The sequence below is a fragment of the Sphaerisporangium sp. NPDC049002 genome (assembly GCF_040649355.1).
Lineage (GTDB): Bacteria > Actinomycetota > Actinomycetes > Streptosporangiales > Streptosporangiaceae > Sphaerisporangium.
This window is the reverse complement of sequence record NZ_JBEZFH010000146.1, coordinates 1-19,410: the sequence shown is the minus strand read 5'-3', so window position 1 is coordinate 19,410 and position 19,410 is coordinate 1. Positions and strand designations below refer to the sequence as shown.

General features: G+C 69.9%; 19 protein-coding genes and 1 riboswitch. Of the genes, 10 read left to right on the top strand and 9 right to left on the bottom strand.

The genetic code is table 11. The annotated features are described in order from the left end of the window. Nucleotides 1–411: 411 nt before the first annotated feature. From AB0B89_RS25260 to AB0B89_RS25225, 8 genes are all read right to left on the bottom strand, one after another. A complete protein-coding gene (locus AB0B89_RS25260; protein WP_358557532.1) occupies nt 412–1,434 on the bottom strand; it encodes a hypothetical protein in 1,023 nt (340 codons plus the stop codon). A 183-nt stretch (nt 1,435–1,617) separates the two neighbouring features. After that, nucleotides 1,618–2,994, bottom strand: a complete 1,377-nt coding sequence (locus AB0B89_RS25255; RefSeq protein ID WP_358557529.1) for an L-serine ammonia-lyase — start codon at nt 2,992–2,994, stop codon at nt 1,618–1,620. A gap of 103 nt (nt 2,995–3,097) precedes the next feature. Next, a complete protein-coding gene (gcvH, locus tag AB0B89_RS25250) occupies nt 3,098–3,487 on the bottom strand; it encodes a glycine cleavage system protein GcvH (RefSeq protein ID WP_358557526.1) in 390 nt (129 codons plus the stop codon). Then, on the bottom strand, nt 3,484–4,575 hold the full coding sequence (gene gcvT / locus AB0B89_RS25245) for a glycine cleavage system aminomethyltransferase GcvT (RefSeq protein WP_358557523.1): 1,092 nt from the start codon (nt 4,573–4,575) through the stop codon (nt 3,484–3,486). The genes gcvH and gcvT overlap by 4 nt, the downstream gene beginning before the upstream one ends. A gap of 135 nt (nt 4,576–4,710) precedes the next feature. Beyond that, nucleotides 4,711–4,808, bottom strand: a riboswitch (glycine riboswitch). Between the two features lie 18 nt (nt 4,809–4,826). Continuing rightward, nucleotides 4,827–5,534: a gamma-glutamyl-gamma-aminobutyrate hydrolase family protein gene (locus AB0B89_RS25240; protein WP_358557520.1), complete on the bottom strand. Its 708-nt coding sequence runs from the start codon at nt 5,532–5,534 to the stop codon at nt 4,827–4,829. A gap of 3 nt (nt 5,535–5,537) precedes the next feature. Beyond that, on the bottom strand, nt 5,538–6,302 hold the full coding sequence (locus tag AB0B89_RS25235; protein ID WP_358557517.1) for a 3-oxoacyl-ACP reductase: 765 nt from the start codon (nt 6,300–6,302) through the stop codon (nt 5,538–5,540). 52 nt (nt 6,303–6,354) lie between these two features. Beyond that, the gene (locus AB0B89_RS25230) at nt 6,355–7,698 is read right to left on the bottom strand and encodes an aldehyde dehydrogenase family protein (RefSeq protein WP_358557514.1); all 1,344 of its coding nucleotides are present in this window, start codon (nt 7,696–7,698) and stop codon (nt 6,355–6,357) included. 1 nt (nt 7,699) lies between these two features. Beyond that, a complete protein-coding gene (locus tag AB0B89_RS25225; protein ID WP_358557511.1) occupies nt 7,700–9,046 on the bottom strand; it encodes a glutamine synthetase family protein in 1,347 nt (448 codons plus the stop codon). A 140-nt stretch (nt 9,047–9,186) separates the two neighbouring features. Here AB0B89_RS25225 and AB0B89_RS25220 point away from each other — a divergent pair, with 140 nt between their 5' ends. The 3 genes from AB0B89_RS25220 (at nt 9,187) to AB0B89_RS25210 (ending at nt 11,158) form a co-directional block, all read left to right on the top strand. Further along, nucleotides 9,187–9,909: an FCD domain-containing protein gene (locus tag AB0B89_RS25220; RefSeq protein ID WP_358557508.1), complete on the top strand. Its 723-nt coding sequence runs from the start codon at nt 9,187–9,189 to the stop codon at nt 9,907–9,909. Nucleotides 9,910–10,036: 127 nt separating this feature from the next. Next, nucleotides 10,037–10,825 carry a hypothetical protein gene (locus AB0B89_RS25215; protein WP_358557505.1) on the top strand — a complete coding sequence of 263 codons (789 nt, stop codon included), beginning with the start codon at nt 10,037–10,039 and terminating at the stop codon, nt 10,823–10,825. A gap of 138 nt (nt 10,826–10,963) precedes the next feature. After that, the gene (locus tag AB0B89_RS25210; protein ID WP_358557502.1) at nt 10,964–11,158 is read left to right on the top strand and encodes a hypothetical protein; all 195 of its coding nucleotides are present in this window, start codon (nt 10,964–10,966) and stop codon (nt 11,156–11,158) included. On the opposite strand, the gene AB0B89_RS25205 is transcribed toward AB0B89_RS25210, so the two are convergent. Then, nucleotides 11,152–11,787 carry an alpha/beta hydrolase gene (locus tag AB0B89_RS25205; RefSeq protein WP_358557499.1) on the bottom strand — a complete coding sequence of 212 codons (636 nt, stop codon included), beginning with the start codon at nt 11,785–11,787 and terminating at the stop codon, nt 11,152–11,154. The genes AB0B89_RS25210 and AB0B89_RS25205 overlap by 7 nt on opposite strands. Before the next feature lie 295 nt (nt 11,788–12,082). On the opposite strand from AB0B89_RS25205, the gene AB0B89_RS25200 reads away from it, so the two are divergent. The 7 genes from AB0B89_RS25200 (at nt 12,083) to AB0B89_RS25170 (ending at nt 19,382) form a co-directional block, all read left to right on the top strand. Continuing rightward, on the top strand, nt 12,083–12,979 hold the full coding sequence (locus tag AB0B89_RS25200) for a MurR/RpiR family transcriptional regulator (protein ID WP_358557496.1): 897 nt from the start codon (nt 12,083–12,085) through the stop codon (nt 12,977–12,979). Between the two features lie 69 nt (nt 12,980–13,048). Continuing rightward, the gene (locus tag AB0B89_RS25195; protein ID WP_358557494.1) at nt 13,049–13,744 is read left to right on the top strand and encodes an SDR family oxidoreductase; all 696 of its coding nucleotides are present in this window, start codon (nt 13,049–13,051) and stop codon (nt 13,742–13,744) included. An 81-nt stretch (nt 13,745–13,825) separates the two neighbouring features. Further along, complete coding sequence (locus AB0B89_RS25190; RefSeq protein WP_358557491.1) at nt 13,826–15,175, top strand: formimidoylglutamate deiminase; 1,350 nt, start codon at nt 13,826–13,828, stop codon at nt 15,173–15,175. 243 nt (nt 15,176–15,418) lie between these two features. After that, nucleotides 15,419–16,360, top strand: coding sequence for a sigma-70 family RNA polymerase sigma factor (locus AB0B89_RS25185; RefSeq protein WP_358557488.1), 942 nt, complete (start codon nt 15,419–15,421; stop codon nt 16,358–16,360). 367 nt (nt 16,361–16,727) lie between these two features. After that, nucleotides 16,728–18,041 (top strand): ammonium transporter, encoded by a 1,314-nt coding sequence (locus tag AB0B89_RS25180; RefSeq protein WP_358557485.1) that lies wholly within the window; start codon nt 16,728–16,730, stop codon nt 18,039–18,041. Continuing rightward, nucleotides 18,038–18,376: a P-II family nitrogen regulator gene (locus AB0B89_RS25175; protein WP_262848359.1), complete on the top strand. Its 339-nt coding sequence runs from the start codon at nt 18,038–18,040 to the stop codon at nt 18,374–18,376. Before AB0B89_RS25180 ends, AB0B89_RS25175 begins: the two co-directional genes overlap by 4 nt. A gap of 4 nt (nt 18,377–18,380) precedes the next feature. Further along, complete coding sequence (locus AB0B89_RS25170) at nt 18,381–19,382, top strand: nucleotidyltransferase domain-containing protein (RefSeq protein ID WP_358557482.1); 1,002 nt, start codon at nt 18,381–18,383, stop codon at nt 19,380–19,382. Nucleotides 19,383–19,410: the final 28 nt, after the last annotated feature.

Sequence of the window (19,410 nt, the reverse complement as noted above, 5' to 3'; positions counted from 1 at the left end):
ACAGTGATCCCGGGCTGCCCGGCGGAGGCGTCGTGGTGGTGGTGGGAGTGGGCGTAGGGGGTAAATGTGCCGTAGGCCGGTGGGAAATTATGGGTTGAGCAACTGTCGATACAGTTCATCGCATGGCAGGCCGCGACTGCCGCGTTCACGCAGGACACCCGGCGCCGTTCCGTTGTTCTGTATATCGCATACCTCCAGCTAAAGTCATCGACCCAGGAACATCCCTCCAAGTTCCTCCCGACCTAGTCGGGGATATAACGGAGCGCTTCGCGGTGCACCGGAACCACACCGTTCGGCACGCGGCGTCGCGGCGAGTGGTCGGCGTTCCCAACCGGCGTCAAGCATGCGGGCATCACCACCCAGCGGCGTTAACCGTTACGAGGGAGAGCCCCCTGTCTGTGACCGAGGCTGTCAGTGGAGGGTTCGTAGGTCCACGGCGTGGTCGTCGTCGTCGGCGTGCCATTGGAGGAAGCCGGGGGAGGGGAAGAACGCCTCGGTGATCCGCCGGCCGGGGAGGCGCGTGGCAGTGCGTGTCCGGACGTCGAGGAGCCACGCGGCCTGGCCTTCGCGCCACACCGCGAAGTGGCTCTGCGTCGAGACGCCCTTGGCGCGTGGGCTCAGTACGGCGGCGGTGCCGTCCGCGTACTCCAGTCGGTGAAGGTTGTCGACGTCCTCCGGTTGGAGGTAGGCGGCCAGAACGGGAAGACCGCGCCGCGTGCCGTCCGGGGCGAAGCGGGCCAACGACCCGGTGAACGCGTCGCCTGACACGACGGGTGATCTGGCCAGGAAACCGTCGCTCTGCCAGGTGAGGTCGTACAGCCCGCGCCGCCACAGCCCGGGGGTGCCGTGGCCAGGGTCGATGCGGAAGACCCCCACGTCCCCGGTACCGGTGGTGACGCATCGGGAGAAGTAGAGCAGGCCCTGATGCAACTGAAGGTCGCGGGGATAGTCCCAGCCGTTGCCGCACTGCCAGGCCGATTCTTGCCAGGTGTCCACCACAGTCCTGGCTCGTCCGGTGCGCAGGTCGATCACCTCCAGTTCCCAGCCGCCCGGCTCGTCGTTTCCGAGGAGCCTTGCCACGTAGGAGCCGTCCGCCGCGGCGAGGACCGTGAACGATTCGGTATCGGGTGCGTCCTGGACTAGGAGGGAGCTGCGGCCTGTCGCCGGGTCGAGGATGTCGACGCGGCCCGGCTGGAATCGATGACGGCCCCTGCCGACGAGGGGACGCCCGTCGGGAAGCGTGCCGACCACCCAGGGGCGTTCGCCGACGGAGGGGATCCGCACGACCTTCGCCTGAGGATCGGTGGTGGCAAAGGCCGACGTACTCGTCCGGACCGGGGTGGGTGTCGCGAGCGCGGTCGTCCGCTCGGGAGCGGGAGAGGTGCAGGCGGCCGCCCCCAGGAGCACCATGGCCGCCACCATCGCCGCCTTCATACCTGTCTCCGTCTACTCAGGGGCAGAGGACGTGCCCGTAATTTGCAATAGGCCTCGGTGGCCGGGCGGGCTCTCGCGTCTGAGTACGGCCCCTGGGATGAAGCGGTCAGGACGAAAGAAAGGGGCAGTGGCCACGGACGACGGTTGCCGGCAGGGAGATACGGGCGCCGTCGTGGCGCCGGGTCAGCACTCGATGACGTTGACGGCGAGGCCGCCGCGGCTGGTCTCCTTGTACTTGTCGAGCATGTCGCGGCCGGTGTCGCGCATGGTCTTGATGGCCTTGTCCAGGGAGACGAAGTGGCGGCCGTCGCCGCGCAGGGCGATGCGGGCCGCAGCGATGGCCTTGATGGAGGCGACCGCGTTGCGCTCGATGCAGGGGATCTGCACCAGGCCGCCGATCGGGTCGCAGGTCAGGCCGAGGTTGTGCTCGATGCCGATCTCGGCGGCATTCTCGACCTGCTCGGGCGTGCCTCCGAGGACCTCGGTGAGCCCGGCGGCGGCCATCGAGCAGGCGGAGCCCACTTCGCCCTGGCAGCCGACCTCGGCCCCGGAGATCGAGGCGTTCTCCTTGAACAGCACGCCGATCGCCCCGGCTGTGAGCAGGAACCGGATGATGCCCTCGTCGTCGGCCTTCGGGGTGAACCGGTCGTAATAGGTCAGTACGGCCGGGATGATGCCGGCGGCGCCGTTGGTGGGCGCGGTCACGATGCGGCCGCCCGCCGCGTTCTCCTCGTTCACGGCGAGGGCGAACAGCGTGACCCAGTCCATCGTCTGGAGCGGGTCCTTCTCGGGCGACTCGCTCTGCAGGCGCCGGAACAGCTGGTTGGCCCGCCGCCTGACCTTGAGGCCCCCCGGGAGCACGCCCTCCTTGGCGCTGCCGCGCCGTACGCAGTCGGCCATGACCTGCCAGAGCCGGAGCAGCTCGGCCCGGATCTCGTCCTCGGTGCGGCCGAAGGCCTTCTCGTTCTCCAACATCAGCCCGGAGATCGACAGGCCGGTGTCGGAGCAGTGCTTGAGAAGCTCCGCCGCCGTGGTGAACGGGTGGGGGAGCTCGGTGTCGTCGGCCTTGATGCGGTCGGCTCCGGTGGCGTTCTCGTCGACGACGAACCCGCCGCCGACCGAGTAGTAGATCTTCTCGCGGAGGGACTCGCCCTCGGGGGAGAAGGCGGTGAAGCGCATGCCGTTCGGGTGGTGCGGCAGTGAGATCTTGCGCTCGAAGACGAGATCCTCGCCGATCACGAACGGGATCTCATGCGAGCCGTACAGATTCACGGTGCCGGTGGAGCGCATCCGCGCGAGCCGGTCGTCGATGGTGTCCACATCCACCAGTTCGGGCTTCTCGCCCGACAGCCCCAGCAGGACGGCCTTGTCGCTGCCGTGGCCCTTGCCGGTGAGTCCGAGCGAACCGTAGAGGATGACCTCCACCCGGGCCGTCTTCTCCAGCAACCCGTCGCCGTCGAGCCCCCGGACGAACTTGTGCGCCGCCGCCATGGGCCCGCCGGTGTGCGAGCTCGACGGCCCGATGCCTATCTTGAACAGATCGAAGACGCTGATCGCCATGGATCTCGGCCCTTCGGAAGGGGTTGTGCGGGGGCCCGGCGAGCGCGGGGGCTCGCCGGGGTGAGGACGCGCGGTGACAGGACCGTGAGAACTGTCAGGACCGTCAGGACTCGGCGGTCGTGACGGTGGTGTACTCCTCGGGGGTGAGGAGATCCTCGGGGGTTCCCTCGATGCGCACGCGGAACAGCCAGCCCTCGCCGTACGGGTCGGAGTTGACCAGGGAGGGGTCGTCCACGACGGTCTGGTTGACCTCGACGACCTCGCCCGTCACCGGGGCGTAGATGTCGCTCACGGACTTGGTCGACTCGACCTCTCCGATGGCGTCCCCAGCCTCGACGGTGGCACCCGTCTCCGGCAGTTGGACGTAGACGACGTCACCCAGCGCATCGGCGGCGAACGCCGTGATGCCCACGGTCACGGTGAGGCCGTCGTCGAGCCCGGCCACCCACTCGTGCTCCTTGGTGTAGCTGAGCTCCTCGGGAATGCTGCTCACATGCTCCTCCGGTAAAAAGGAAGGTCAACCACGTCGACCGGTTCATGGCTACCACGGATGTCGACCGCGAGTCCTTCGGACACGTTGATGTCCACGTAGGCCATCGCGATCGGCTTGCCGAGTGACTGCGAGGGCGCGCCGCTGGTGACCTCTCCAACGACGGTGCCGTCAGTCAGCAGCACCACGGGGTAGCCGTGGCGCGGCACTCGGCGGCCCCGCGCGACCAGGCCGGTGAGGCGCCGTCGCGGAGGGACGTCCTTCAGCGGCGCGAGCGCCGCACGGCCGACGAAGTCGCCCGGCTTGTCGAACTTCACGACCCGGCCGAGGCCGGCGTCGAAGGGGGTCAGCCCGGCGTTCAGCTCGTTGCCGTACAGCGGCATGCCCGCTTCGAGGCGAAGCGTGTCGCGGGCGGACAACCCGGCGGGGCGCAGGTCGTACGCGTCGCCCGCCTTGGTGAGCTCCTGCCACAGCGGCACGGCGTCCTGCGCGGCGACGAAGAGCTCGAAACCGTCCTCGCCCGTGTACCCGGTGCGGGCGATGAGGGCCTCGGCTCCGGCGACGGTGCCCGGCAGCCCCGCGTAGTACTTCAGGCCGGGCAGATCGGCATCGGTGAGCGAGCTGAGGATCTCCTGGGCGCGGGGGCCCTGGATGGCGATCAGCGCGTAGCGGTCGGACCGGTCGTCGACCTCGGCGTCGAACCCCTGGGCCCGCTCGGTCAGCTCGGCGGCCACCCGCTCGTAGTTGGAGGCGTTGGCCACGACGAGGAACTCCTCGGTGCCAAGGCGGTAGACGATCAGGTCGTCCAGCACGCCGCCGTCGGCGGCGCAGATCATGGTGTAGCGGGCGCGGCCCGGTTCGAGCACGGACAGGTGGCCGACCAGCGCGTGGTCCAGCGCCCGGCCCGCCTCAGGACCGATGACGAAGATCTCGCCCATGTGGGAGAGGTCGAAGAGCCCGGCGGCCGTACGCACGGCGTTGTGCTCGGCGGACTCGCTGCCGTAGCGCAGCGGCATCAGCCAGCCGGCGAAGTCGGTGAGCGTCGCGCCGAGGCTCTCGTGCACCTCGCGGAGCGGTGTGGGTCTGGACATGATGCGCACCTCAGACAGGGTTGGATGAGAGCATCCTCCCCCTCTGTCATCGGTGCCTGAGAGTTTCGCCCGGGTTTTACCGGACTTTCACCTTCGGCGAGGCCCCGTGGAGAGAGCCTGCTTTCCAGAGATCACCTTGCCCGTACGGTCCTTTGCCTTGTGAGGTTCGCGGGGAGGACTTGCTCCTTCAGGGGTCCTGGCCGGATGTCAGGACGCTCTCCCGCACGGGATCATCGGTGTTCCCGCTCACCTTACCAAGACCGGCCGCTCGTCGCGGCGGCGACCAGCGCCTCGAAAAGATGACCTTCCTGGCCCGCCTCAGGGTGCCACTGGACGGCGAGCGCGAAGGGGTGCTCGGAGAGCTCCACCGCTTCCACCGTGCCGTCGTCCGAGGTCGCGGACACCGTGAGCCCCTCGCCGAGGCGGTCGGTCGCCTGGTGGTGGTAGTGGGCGGCAGTGGCCTCCCCGGCGCCCAGCACGCCGGCGACCCTGCTGCAGGGCGTCAGCCGTACGGGCAGGTGGCCGAACTCGCCGGGCGCGGGGGAATGGCCGCTGTGTCCCACCACGTCGGGCAGGTGCTGGTGGAGGCTGCCTCCGAGCGACACGTTCAGGACCTGGAGGCCCCGGCAGATGCCGAGGAACGGCAGCTCCGCCTCCAGTGCCGCGCCGACCAGCTCAAACTCCGCATCATCACGAAATTTCCGGATGTATCCGGTTTGGTCGTGCGGCGGCTCGCCGTACCTGCCAGGGTCGACGTCGCCGCCGCCCGCCACGATCAGGCCGTCCAGCCGCTCGACCAGTGGCGCGGGGTCGCCCGCCGGGGGCAGGATGACCGGCTGGCCTCCCGCCCTCACGACGTGCTCCACGTAGGTGTACGGCAGCAGCGCGGCCGGCATCCGCCACACGGTGAAGGCGGCGGGCTCGACGTAGCAGGTGATGCCGATGACGGGTCGCGGCATGGGCTACAGCGGGGTCACGTAGGCGCCCGAGATGCCGCCGTCCACCAGGAACTCGGCACCGGTGATGAAGCTCGCGTCGTCCGAGGCGAGGAACGCGACGGCGGCGGCGATCTCGGAGGCCTCGGCGAAGCGGCCCACGGGGATGTGGACCAGGCGCCGCTGGGCGCGCTCGGGGTCCTTGGCGAACAGCTCCTGCAGCAGCGGGGTGTTGACCGGCCCCGGGCACAGCGCGTTGACCCGGATGCCCTCGCGGGCGAACTGGACGCCCAGCTCGCGTGACATGGCGAGCACGCCGCCCTTGGAGGCGGTGTAGGAGATCTGGGACGTCGCGGACCCCATCACCGCCACGAACGACGCGGTGTTGATGATCGAGCCCTTGCCCTGCCGCCGCATGTACGGGATGACGTGCTTGCAGCAGAGGTACACGCTGGTCAGGTTGACGTCCTGAACGCGCCGCCAGGCCTCGATGCCCGTGGTCAGGATCGAGTCGTCGTCGGGAGGCGAGATTCCCGCGTTGTTGAAGGCGACGTCCACGCTGCCGTAGGTCTCGAAGGCCGTCTCGAACATCCGGCTGACGTCCTCCTCGCTGGTGACGTCGGTACGGACGAACAAGCCGCCCACCTCGTCCGCCAGTTTGGCGCCGCCCTCCTCGTCGAGGTCGGCGCACACGACCTTCGCGCCCTCCTCGGCGAAGCGGCGAGCCGTGGCGAGGCCGATGCCGCCCGCCGCCCCCGTGATCACGGCGACGCGGTCCCGCAGACGTTGCATAGTGACGAACTCCCTGGTGCTCGAATCAGTCGTGGAACTTCAGCCCTGTGGCTCAGTGGGCGATGAAGACGTTCTTGGTCTCGGTGAAGGCGGCCAGCGCGTCCGGTCCGAGCTCCCGGCCGAGGCCGGACTGCTTGAACCCGCCGAAGGGCGTCCAGTACCTCACGGAGGAGTGGGAGTTGACCGAGAGGTTCCCCGCCTCGACCGCGCGGGCCACCCGGAGGGCCCGTCCCACGTCCCGGGTCCAGATAGACCCCGAAAGACCATATTTCGTGTTATTAGCGATCTGTACGGCTTGCGCCTCGTCCTCGAACGGGACCACGCTCACGACCGGCCCGAAGATCTCGTCCGTGAACGCGCGGTCGTCCAGCGAGTCGTGGGTCAGCACGGTCGGGGGGAACCAGAATCCCCGGCCGGACGGGCACGAGCCCTGGAAGCGCGGCGCGGCGGTGACGAACGACGCGACCCGCTCGCGGTGCTCGGCGCTGATCAGCGGGCCCATGTCGGTGCCGGGATCGCGCGGATCGCCCACCGTCAGCCCCCCGACGGCCGCGCCGAGCCGGTCGAGGAACTCCTCGTACACCGGGCGTTCCACCAGGATCCGCGAGCGCGCGCAGCAGTCCTGCCCGCTGTTGTCGAAGACCGCCGAGGGGGCGCTCGCAGCGGCCTGCTCCAGGTCGGCGTCGGCGAAGACCACGTTGGCGCTCTTGCCGCCGAGTTCCAGAGTGAGCCGTTTGACGTTCTCGGCGGCCCTTGCGGCGATCAGCTTCCCGACCTCGGTCGACCCGGTGAACACGATCTTGTTGACGCCGGGGTGCTCCACGAGCCGGGCCCCCGTGACCTCCCCTGCTCCAGGCAGCACCTGGAGCACCCCTTCGGGGAGACCGGCTTCGAGGGCCAGCTCCGCCAGCCTCAAAGCCGTCAGCGGGGTCCATTCGGCGGGTTTCACGATCACGGTGTTGCCGGCCGCGAGCGCCGGGGCCGCCCCCCAGGTCATGATCACCATGGGGAAGTTCCACGGCACGATCACCCCGACGACGCCGAGCGGCTCGGCGAACGTGATGTCCACCCCGCCCGCCACAGGGATCTGCTTGCCGTGGTTGCGCTCCGGCGCCCCCGCGTAGAAGTGCAGCACGTCGCGGACGTTGCCCGCCTCCCAGCGGGCGTTGCCTATCGGATGGCCCGCGTTGGCGAGCTCCAGGCCGGCCAGCTCGTCGCCGTGTTGGTCGACGAGGTCGGCGAAGCGGCGGAGCAGCCGCGCGCGGTCACCGGGCGCGACCTCGCGCCAGGCGGGGAACGCCTTCCTGGCACGCTCCACCGCGCGGTCGATCTCGGCCAGGTCGGCGAGCTCGACGTCGGCGAGCACGTCCTCGGTGGCAGGGTTGATGATCTTCATGTCACATCCGCTCGAATCCCCGGAAAAGCTCCCAGTCGGTGACGGCCGCGTCGAAGGCGGCCAGCTCGACCCGCGCGTTGTTCGCGTAGTGCTCGACGACCTGCTCGCCCAGCGCGTCCTTGGCGATCTTCGAACTCTCCCACAGGGAGAGCGCCTCGCGAAGCGTGGCCGGCACGGTCTCGGCGTCCGCCGCATAGGCGTTGCCGCTGTACGCCTCCTCCAGCGGCAGCTCGTTCTCGATGCCGTGCAGGCCCGCCGCGACCAGCGCCGACACCGCCAGGTAGGGGTTGACGTCCCCTCCCGGCACGCGGTTCTCGACGCGCAGCGATGGCCCGTGCCCGACCAGCCGCAGCGAGCACGTGCGGTTGTCCACACCCCACTTGACCGCCGTCGGGGCGAAGCTTCCGGGGACGTACCTCTTGTACGAGTTGATGTTGGGCGCGTAGAGCATCGTGAGCTCGCGCATGGCGGCGAGCTGGCCCGCGATGAAGTGCTCCCCGAGCTTCGACAGCCCGTGCCCGCCGTCTCCCGCCATGACCGGATCGCCGCCGGCCGTACGCAGGGAGATGTGGATGTGGCAGGAGTTGCCCTCACGCTGGTTCGGCTTGGCCATGAAGGTGATCGACATGCCCTCCTGGGCGGCGATCTCCTTGGCCCCGTTCTTGTAGATCGAGTGGTTGTCGCAGGTGGCGAGCGCCTCGGTGAACCTGAAGGCGATCTCGTGCTGCCCAAGGTTGCACTCGCCCTTGGCCGACTCGACGTACATCCCCGCGCCCTCCATGCCGAGCCTGATCCGGCGCAGCAGGGGCTCGACGCGGGCGCCGCCGAGCAGCGAGTAGTCGACGTTGTACTGGTTGGCGGGCGTGAGGTCGCGGTAGGCCTTGGACCAGGCGTTCTCGTAGCTGTCGTTGTAGACCACGAACTCCAGCTCGGTGCCGACGTAGGCCGCCCATCCGCGCTCGGCCAGGCGCGCGAGCTGCCCGCGCAGGATCTGGCGGGGGGAGGCGGTGACGTCGGAGCCGTCCTCCCAGAGCAGGTCGGCCATCAGCATGACCGTGCCCTCCTGCCAGGGCACCCGGCGCAGGGTGGACAGGTCGGGCTTCATCACGAAGTCGCCGTAGCCGCGCTCCCATGACGACATGCTGTAACCGTCGACGGTGTTCATGTCGATGTCCACGGCGAGGAGGTAGTTGCATCCCTCGGCGGCGTGCTCCAGCACCTCCTCAAGGAAGTACCGCGCGGACAACCGCTTGCCCTGGAGGCGTCCCTGCATGTCGACGATGGCCAGAAGCACGGTGTCCACCCGCCCGGCGGACACCTCTTCACGCAGTTGGTCGACGGTGAGCACGGCACTTCCCTCCCGCAAAAGTCTGGAAACAGACCATTGGCATGCAAGCACCAGCGACCGTCCCGCGTCAACGGTTCGGGCCACCTGAGCCGTCGAATGGACTAATCTCGAACCATTGGAGCCGGTCTAGGGGGGAAGTGATGGGCGAGCCCCAGCTCGTCGCGCTCCTTCGGCCCGTCCGCGCGGGCAACGCCTTCGAGGAGACGGTGGAGCGGCTGCTCCAGGCGATCAAGCTCGGCGTGGTCGGCCCCGGTGAGAAGCTCCCCGCCGAGCGTGACCTCGCCGTCCAGCTCGGCATCAGCCGGGTCACGCTCCGGGAGGCGATCCGGGCGCTCCAGGACGCCGGCTACCTCGACGTACGGCGCGGCCGTTACGGGGGAGCCTTCGTCGTGTACGAGCCGCCGCACCCCGGCCAGGGTGACCTGCGCAGGGCCGTCAACAAGATGGGCGCCTCCGACCTCGCCGACGCGCTGACCTTCCGCATGGCGATCGAGTGCGGCGCCGCGCAGGTCCTCGCGTCCATGGACCTCACCGAGGAGCAGAAGGCGACGCTCGAACGCCGCCTCGCGGACGTCAACGACGCGGCGCCCGCCGACTACCGGCGGCTCGACACGGCCTTCCACCTCTCGATCGCCGAGCTGACCGGGTCGGCCCTGCTGGCGGCGGCCGGCGCGGACGCCCGGCTGCGGGTGACCGACTTACTCAACGCCATCCCCGTGCTCGGGCCCAACATCGACCACTCGGGTGCGCAGCACGCCGCGATGGTCGCCGCGATCCTCGCGGGCGACCCGGAGGCCGCGAGGAAGGCCGTCGTGGAGCATCTGGAGGGGACGGCCGCGCTCCTGCGCGCCTTCCTGGCCTGAGGCCGACCCCTGACCTGCCCCTCAATCACCCCTGGCCCGGTATGTCCCTTCCCCTCGCAGGCGTCGGCGCCCTTCGGCCGGGGGATCACTCCCGGCGGGACCGTAGCATCGGTACTGGGGGATGCCTGTGGCAATCTGGTTTCACGAGCGGATCATCGACAGCGGAAGGCTGCCGCTGTTCTGCTTCCTGACGGCGCTGATCGTCACGTTCCTGTTCACGCGCCTCAACGTCCGGCTGATCCGGGCGAGGGTCGGATGGTTCCGCAACGTCAACGTCGGCGACGTCCACGTCCACCACGTGGTCTTCGGCGTGGTGCTCATGCTCTTCGGCGGCGTCGCCGGCCTGGTCACCGCCGCCCTGTCACCCGGGTGGTACGCCATGACGGCGGCCGTGTTCGGGGTGGGAGCCGCCCTGGTGCTGGACGAGTTCGCCCTGATCCTGCACCTGAGGGACGTCTACTGGTCCGAGGAGGGGCGCACCTCGGTCGACGCGGTGTTCGTGGCGATCGCGGTGACGCTGCTCCTGCTGCTGGGTCTGCGGCCCCTCGGCTGGGAGGCGCCCGACCCGTCCCCGAGCGGCCGGTGGACGGCGGTCCTCCTCCTGGTCGTCAACCTCGTGCTCGCGGTCGTCACCCTGCTGAAGGGCAAGATCTGGACCGGCCTCGCGGGCCTGTTCGCGCCGATCCTGCTGATCGCCGGAGCGATACGGCTGGCGCGTCCCGGATCGCCGTGGGCCCACTGGTTCTTCGCGCCGGGGTCGCGCAGGCCGAGACCGGCGAAGATGGCCAAGGCCGTCCACCGCGAGAACCGCTGGCGTCGGCCGGCGATCAGGGTCAAGATCAGCATCCAGGAGTTCGTCTCCGGCCGCCACGATCTGCCCTCGGCCTGGGCCGGCGAGCGCCGGGTGAAGAAGTGAGCGCCGGGTGAAGTGAGCACTGGGTGAAGTGATCGCGGCCCCTGTGAGCTGCCAAGACACCCACGGCGGACATCATTCGCGAATCTCGGGGGAGTGTGCGGGAGCGAACGGTGATCGCTATCAGGGAGGCGAAGCGCGATGGGCTTCATGGACAAGTGGAAGATGCGCGAGCTGAAGGCACGGGCGAAGCGCCGGTTCGGCACGAGCACCGGCAACCGGACCATGGCGGCCGAGGCGCGCACCGAGGAGGCCGAGGCCCGGCTCCTGCAGACGCAGGACCAGATCAAGGAGACCGCCAACGAGATCCGCCGGGAGTACGGCGTCCGTCACTGAGCCCGCAGGAACGAGGCGATGACCTGGCGGACGTCGTCCGCGCCCAGGTCGAGGTCGTGGTCCCCGGCGGCGAGATAGGCCGTCACGGGGTGGCCCGAGGCCAGCAGCGCGTTGGCCAGGTCGAGCGTCTGGGTCGGGGGGACCGTGGTGTCCCCGGCCCCGTGGAGGAGCAGCACGGGCACGCCGTTCCCCACATGGTTGGTCGGGGTGACGTCCGCGGTGAGGTCGTCCCCGGCGACGGGGACATGGCCGAGCAGCCGGGCCCAGGGGCTTCCCTCGACGCGTGACTCGGGCCAGTCGGCGGCCAGCGGGTCCACCGGAGGGGAGCAGGCGATCACGGCGGCCACGTCGTCGGGAGCGTCGACGCCGCGCAGGCCCAGATGGAGCGCCAGGTGGGCGCCCGAGGACCTCCCGCCGACCAGCACCCGCACATCGGGATCGTCCGCACGCAGCTTGCGCGCGGCGGCCCGTACGTCGTCGAGCTGCGCGGGCCAGGTCGCCTCACCGCTCAGCCGGTAGGTGACCGGCACGACGTCGAGGCTGTGAGCGGCCAGGGTCTCGCGCGACCGCCCGCCCGCGTGCCGGTGAGCCCACGCGCCGCCGTGCAACCAGATCAAGGCCCGCTTCATGCGTGGATCATACGGGCGGTCAGGCCGAGCTCTTCGTACAGCCTGTCTGGAATAGGTTGCCGACCGGTTGCCATTCGTGAATGACCCGAATAGCGCCTGGTTGCCGGGGTCGCGACCATGCTCCGGCCGTCGGCTTCCCCCTGCATCCGCACCTGGGCGGTAGCCTTCGGGGCCTCAGGATGAATGCGACCATTCACCCCGGCGGCCCGCCCCGAGGTCACCGGGGCGCGGGCGGGATGAGGAAGGCGGCCACCGGCGTTGTCGATCACGGGGTGGCTGCCCCCGGGGACTGGAGGTGGAAGTGGCGGACGGGCTCGAACGTCTGGTCCAGGGCAGGCGCCTGTCGCCCGTCCAGCGGCGCATCGCGCAGTACCTGAGCGGGCACCTGCCTGACGCGATCTTCCTTTCGAGCGTCGAGCTGGCCGAGCGGGCGGGGGTGAGCCAGCCGTCGGTGACCCGGTTCGCGATGACCCTCGGCTTCGCGGGGTACCCCGAGTTCCGCCAGGCGCTCCGCCCTCTCGTGGTCGGCGGCGACGGCGCCGCGGACCCTGACCGGCCCCCGCGCGACGGCGAGGCCGGCGGCGCCCGCTTCCTGCAAGAGATGATCGACCACGAGATACGCAACCTCGCGGCCATCCGCGACCGGCTCGCTACCGGTTCCGCGCTTCCTGGCGTCCGGGCGAACGGCCTGCCGGGACGCATCGAGGAGCTCGGCACGGCGCTCGCGGCGTGCGAGCCGCTGCCCGTCCTTGGCCTGCGCGGCTCCTCGGGGCTGGTGACGACCTTCGCGTACTACGCCCGGCGCATCCATCCCGACGTGCGGCCGCTGACCCATGGCGGGTCCGAGCTGACCGAGGGCCTGCACGCCGCGCGCCGGGCCGGGTCCGAGTGGCTGCTCGCCGTCGTGCTGCCCCGCTATCCGGCCGAGGCCGTGCACGCGCTGGAGTACGCCGCCGAACTGGGGTTCCGCACGGCGGTCATCGCCGACCGCGCCGACGTGCCCTTTCCTGCCGACGAGGTGCTGCCGGCGCCGGTGGGGGCCAGGGCGGTCTGCGACTCGCACGCCGCGCCGCTGGCCCTGGCCATGCTGCTGCTGGAGGCGATGGCCGAGGCCGCGCCGCTGCGTACCCGTGCCCGGCTGGAGGAGCACGAGCGTATGACCGACCAGACGGGCGTGTTCCTGCGCCCCTGAGGGCGACGCCGGGGGAAGGCCGCGTGTGGAGGAAGATCTCACAGCGGCGCAGCCCCTAGGCTGAAGCGCATGAGCGGACGACCGATCGCGCTGATCACCGGAGGTTCCCGCGGGGTTGGGGCGGCCATCGCCCGTGGCCTCGCGCCGACGCACGACCTGCTGGTGGGCGGGCGTGAGAGCACGGCGCTCCTGGAGATCTGCGACGAGCTCGGGGCGCGCCCGTGGCCGGTCGAGCTGACCGACGAGCGCGCGGTGGCCGAGGCGGTCGCCGGCATCGACCGGCTCGACGTGCTCGTCCACAGCGCGGGCGTGGCCAGGCTCGGCGTGATCGCCGACCTGCCCGTCAAGGCTTGGCGGGAGTCGTTCGAGGTGAACGTGACCGCGGTCGCGGGCCTCACGAGGCTGCTCCTCCCCGCGCTCCGCGCTTCCAGAGGCCACGTGGTGATGATCAACTCAGGCTCCGGGCAGCGTGCCAACCCGGGCTGGGCCGCCTACGCCGCCGCCAAGTTCGCGCTCCGGGCACTCGCCGACGCCCTCCGGCTGGAGGAGGAGCCCCACGGCCTGCGCGTCACCACCGTCTACCCCGGGCGGGTCGCCACCGACATGCAGCGAGAGGTGCGCAGGCAGGAGGGCGGCGACTACGACCCCGGGAAGTATCTGGCCCCGGAGTCCGTGGCCCGCGCCGTCGTCTCGGCCGTGACCGCGACCGCCGACGCCCACATCACCGAGATCATGATCCGTCCCGCGGCGGGGCCGGTGAACTGAAAGCACATTCACCCCACGACCTGGACGAATTGATCCTCATATCAGGACGAACGTTGACTTTCTCCCTGAGAGATTGGGGGAGTGTCCGACCTGACCTACTGGTGCGAGCTGGCCTGGTTGCATCCCGGTGAGGCGGTCGAGGGCGTGCTCGTCCGGATCGAGGGCAACCGGATCGCCGAGGTCGAGCGCGGGGTCGCCGCACCGCACGAAGCGGTGCGGCTGGCGGGCCTCACCCTGCCGGGAATGGCCAACGCCCACTCCCACGCGTTCCACCGGGCCCTGCGCGGGCAGGCCCACGCCGGTTCCGAGACCTTCCGCAGTTGGCGCGACCGCATGTACGGCGTGGCCGCGAGCCTCGACCCCGACACCTACCTCGCCCTCGCCAGGGCGACCTACGCCGAGATGGCGCTCGCCGGGATCACCGCCGTCGGGGAGTTCCACTATCTGCACCATGGCGCGCGCGGCCGGCCGTACGAGGATCCCAACGCGATGGGGCACGCGCTGATCGAGGCTGCCAGGGACGCGGGCCTGCGCATCACCCTGCTGGACGCCTGCTACCTCACCGAGAACATCGGCGCCCCCCTGAACGGCACGCAGCTCCGCTTCGGCGACGGCGACGCGCACCAGTGGGCCGAGCGCGTGGACGACCTGGCGAACGAGTACGTCCGCACCGAGGACGTCGTGGTCGGCGGGGCCGTCCACTCCGTGCGCGCCTGCCCGCCCGAGCAGATGCCCGTGGTGGCCGAGTTCGGGCACCGCAGGGCCGCGCCGGTGCACGCGCAGGTCTCAGAGCGGCGCACCGAGAACGAGCACTGCGTCCAGACCTACAGCGCGACCCCGGTGCAGGTGCTGTACGAGCACGGCGTCCTCGGCCCGCGCGCGACCGCCGTCCACGCGACCCACGTGTCCGACGTGGACGTGGCCCTGCTCAGCGGGTCCTCGACCCACGTCTGCGTGTGCCCCACCACCGAGCGGGACCTCGCCGACGGCGTCGGCCCGGCTCGCCGGCTGTACGACGCCGGGTCGCCGGTCACGCTCGGCAGCGACAGCAACGCCATGATCGACCTGCTGGAGGAGGCGAGGGCGGTAGAGCTCGGCGAGCGCCTCATCACCGGGGAACGGGGCCACTGGACGGCCGCCGACCTGCTGTGCGCGGCCACGATGGCCGGGCAGACCTCGCTCGGTCACCCCGACGCCGGTTTCATCGTCCCGGGAGCCTGGGCCGACCTCGTGTCCGTGCGCCTGGACTCGGTGCGCACGGCCGGGGCGGGCAGCGAGTCCGCGGGAGAGACGGTCGTGTTCGGAGCCACGGCCTCCGACGTCCATTCGGTCGTCTCCGGCGGGCGGCGGGTGGTCGTGGAGGGCGGTCACGTGCTCGGGGACGTCGGCGCGATGCTCGTCGGCGCGATCTCCGCCATTCGATCACCCTGAGCCTTTTTCCGGGCGTTCATCTGCCATTTCTCGATGCGTCCCTGAGTCTTCCGCGTGCGAACTCCTACTTGAGGAGGATGGCTGAAACCATTCTCCGGTCGTATCTCTTTTGGGAATCTTTGCCTTGGACCGAACGTTGATTCGGGCAAGAGGGGGAGAGGACGCCGCGCCGGCATTCAGGGCCTGCGGGGCCGACTCCACCCGCACGTCAGGGCGGGCGCGGCGAGACGAGGTGCCATAGGAATGGCAAGGCCGACGGGGAATCGGACGCAGGACCAGCAGGTGGCCGACAGAGATCTGCTCGGCACCTATCTGGCCGAGATCGGAAGAGTGCCCCTGCTCAGCGCTGACCAGGAGGTGGAGCTCGCCAAGCGCATCGAGGCGGGGCTTTTCGCCGAGCAGCTCCTGGACAGCGGGGAGCCGGAGCCGAAGACGGCTGACGCCACCGACGAGGAGCTCGAAAGGCTGGCGGTGTCCGGCCAGCGCGCGAAGGACGAGTTCATCCAGGCCAACCTGCGGCTCGTCGTCGCGGTGGCCAGGAAGTACTCCGGCAGGGGGATGCCGCTGATCGACCTGGTCCAGGAGGGGAACCTGGGCCTTGTCAGGGCCGTAGAGAAGTTCGACTACCGGCGGGGCTACAAGTTCTCGACGTACGCCACGTGGTGGATCCGCCAGTCCGTGGGCCGCGCGATCCACGAGCAGGCCAGGCCCGTACGCCTGCCGACCCACGCGGGGGAGCAGATGACCCGTCTGATGCGGGTCCGCCGCGACATGATGGCCGAGCTGGACGCCGAGCCGACCGACGCCGATCTCGCCGCCGTCCTTGAGCTGCCGATCGAGCGGGTTCGCGAGCTGCGCCGCTGGGCCTCCGACCCGGTGTCGCTGCAGCTCGGTGTGGGCGACGAGGACGAGACCGAGCTCGGTGACATGATCGCCGACGACACCTGGGCCAACCCCGAGCAGCAGGCCATGGACACCCTCGAACGCGAGCGGCTCGAAGACTGGCTGCTGGGCCTGGAAGGTCAGACCCGCGAGATGTTGCGCTGGCGTTACGGGCTGGTCGACGGGCGCGAGCACACGCTCACCGAGGTCGGCGAGCGGTACGGCATCGGCCGCGACCGCGCGCGCCGTCTGGAGCGCGACGCCCTCGCCCGCTTGCGGAAGCTGGCTCACACCGCGGCGTGAGCGCCTGCGGCGCTTGGTGGTTCCGTGCACCTTTTCGGATTTTTTCACCCTTTTCGGCGGTCATGCGCGTGGGGTCTCCCGGAGCATGACCGCAGGTCGTGACGCTGCTCAGGCGTCACGTGACCGCTCTTCCGTCACCCCGGCGTGGAATTAAGGACCCGCTGGTATCAGTTGGCGAGCCCTCCGAAACGTGGCCGAAACATCGTGCCCGTGTGTTTCACGTACGTGAAACACACCAGGTCAAGACCTGAAACGGCAGAAGAACACGCTTTCGCCCAACGTCAGTGCGCAGCCGGTCAATGAAGCCCTGGAGCGCCCACTGCGGGAGAAATCGGCCACACGCCATTTGTAAGGAGGGTCGCATCGAATGAAGATCGATAGCGGCACTACAGCCTGGATGCTCGCGGCCACCGCACTGGTGCTGCTCATGACTCCAGGTCTCGCGTTCTTCTATGGGGGCATGACCAGGGCCAAAAGTGTCCTGAACATGATGATGATGTCGTTCGTCAGCATCATCACCGTCACTATCGCGTGGGTGATCTACGGTCACTCACTGGCATTCACTAACAACGGCAACAGTGTCCTGGACAAGGTGGTCGGCGGGCTCGACGCCGTCGGCCTGCAGAGCCTGGTCGACACGGCCACCAAGGACGACGGCACAGGCATGCCAAGCCTGGTGTTCTCGGCGTTCCAGTTGACGTTCGCCGTCATCACCGTGGCGCTCATCAGTGGCGCGATCGCCGACCGTGCCAAGTTCGGCGCATGGGTCGTCTTCAGCGTCGTCTGGGCCACGATCGTGTACTTCCCAGTGGCGCACTGGGTCTGGCAGACCGGCGGATGGTTGAACTCGCTGGGCATCGAGGACTTCGCCGGCGGCACCGTCGTACACGTCAACGCCGGTGCGGCGGGTCTCGCGCTCGCGCTGGTGCTCGGCAAGCGCAGCGGCTGGCGCAAGGATCCCATGCGCCCGCACAACCTCACCCTGGTCCTGCTGGGCGTGGGCCTGCTGTGGTTCGGCTGGTTCGGGTTCAACGCCGGCTCCGAGCTCGCGGTCGACGGCACCACCGGCCTCGCCTTCATGAACACCCAGATCGCGACCGCGGTCGCCGCCGGCGCCTGGATCCTGGTCGAGAAGCTCCGCGACGGGCACTCCACCACGCTCGGCGTCGCCTCCGGCGCGGTGGCCGGTCTGGTCGCCATCACCCCGGCCTGTGGCTTCGTCGACCCCTGGGCCGCGATCGTCATCGGCGCCATCGCCGGAGCCGTCTGCGCCTACGCGGTCGGCCTGAAGTACAAGGCCGGATTCGACGACTCGCTCGACGTGGTCGGCGTCCACCTGGTCGGCGGAGCGCTCGGTGCCATCTCGCTCGGCTTCTTCGCCGCCTACCCGTTCCTGGAGCAGCAGGGCAAGGGCCTGTTCTACGGCGGAAGCCTGAAGCAGCTAGGGCTCCAGGTCCTCGGGCCGGTCGTCGTCGGGCTCTACTCGTTCATCCTCGCCTGGATCATCGGCAAGATCATTGACAAGACGATGGGCTTCAGGGTCACTGAAGAGGACGAGGTCACCGGCATCGACATCACCACCCACGCCGAGACCGGCTACGACCTCGGCTCCGTTCACGCGTCGGGCGTCGCCGCGGTGAACGGTCCTGTCCAATCAGTGTCGAAGAAGGTAGACGCATGAGGCTCATCACAGCGGTGATCAAGCCCTTCAAGCTCGACGACGTCAAGGCCGCGCTGGAGCAGTTCGGCGTCAAGGGCATGACGGTCAGCGAGACCAGCGGCTACGGCCGCCAGCGCGGTCACACCGAGGTCTACCGCGGGGCCGAGTACCAGGTCGACCTGGTGCCCAAGGTCCGCGTGGAGGTGCTCGCCGAGGAGGAGGACGCCGAGGATGTCATCGACGTCATCGTCAAGGCCGCCCAGACCGGCAAGATCGGTGACGGCAAGGTCTGGTCGGTCCCCGTGGAGACCGTGATCAGGGTCCGCACGGGAGAACGCGGACCGGAGGCCCTCTAACCGGATGATGAGAGGCGACGCTCGCTCATATGCCGCGGCCCGCAAGGAGCGGGCCGCGGACATCGACCGCTGGCTGGCCGACCTGTTCCGCACGGCGTGTCCACAGCCGTACGGACGGGATGGCCGGAACCTGCCCGGGGGGGCGAAGAGTGGGTTCGTGTCCGGAGAGGAACGCGGCGCCGGTGTTTCCCTCACGGGGCCCGGCGCCCCTGCCGCGGGCACCGGTGCCGCCTTCGCGGGCACCGGTGTCGCCCTGGTCGCGGTCGGCAGCCTCGGGCGAGGAGAGCTCGCCCCGGGAAGCGACCTCGATCTGGTCCTCCTGCACAACGGTCAGGACGATGTCGCCCGCATCGCCGACCGCATCTGGTACCCCATCTGGGACTCCGGCCTCGGGCTCGACCACTCGGTCCGCACGGTCGACGAGGTCACCAAGGTCGCACGTGAGGACCTCAAGGCGGTGCTCGGGCTGATCCAGGCCCGCCACGTCACCGGGGACCCCGAGCTGACCAGGGCGGCCCGTGAGGCCGTCCTCGCCGAGTGGCGCGCCGACTCCCGCCGCAGGCTCGCCGAACTGCGCGAGGCGGCGGACAAGCGCGCCGAGTCGTCCGGAGAGCTGGCCTTCCTGCTGGAGCCCGATCTCAAGGACTCCCGGGGCGGTATCCGCGACGTGCAGGCCATGCAGGCCGTCGCCGCGGCCTGGGTCGCCTCCGCGCCCGGACCCCGTGTGCGCGAGGCGTACGAGTTCCTGCTGGACGTCCGTCACGGGCTCCACCTGGTCACGGCCCGCGGCGCCGACCGTCTCGTGCTCCAGGAGCAGGACGCCGTCGCGGCGGCGCTCGGCCTGCTGGACGCCGAGGCCCTGATGCGCCGCCTGGCGGAGGCCGGTCGCACGATCGCCCACGCGTTCGACGCCACCTGGCGCACCGTCGACCGCCTGCTGTCGGGGCCCGCGCCCCGTGGCCGGCGCCCGCTGCGCCGTCCTGGATGTGGCCCCGGACCTCGGTGACCTCGAACCAGTCGAGGTGCCGCAGCGT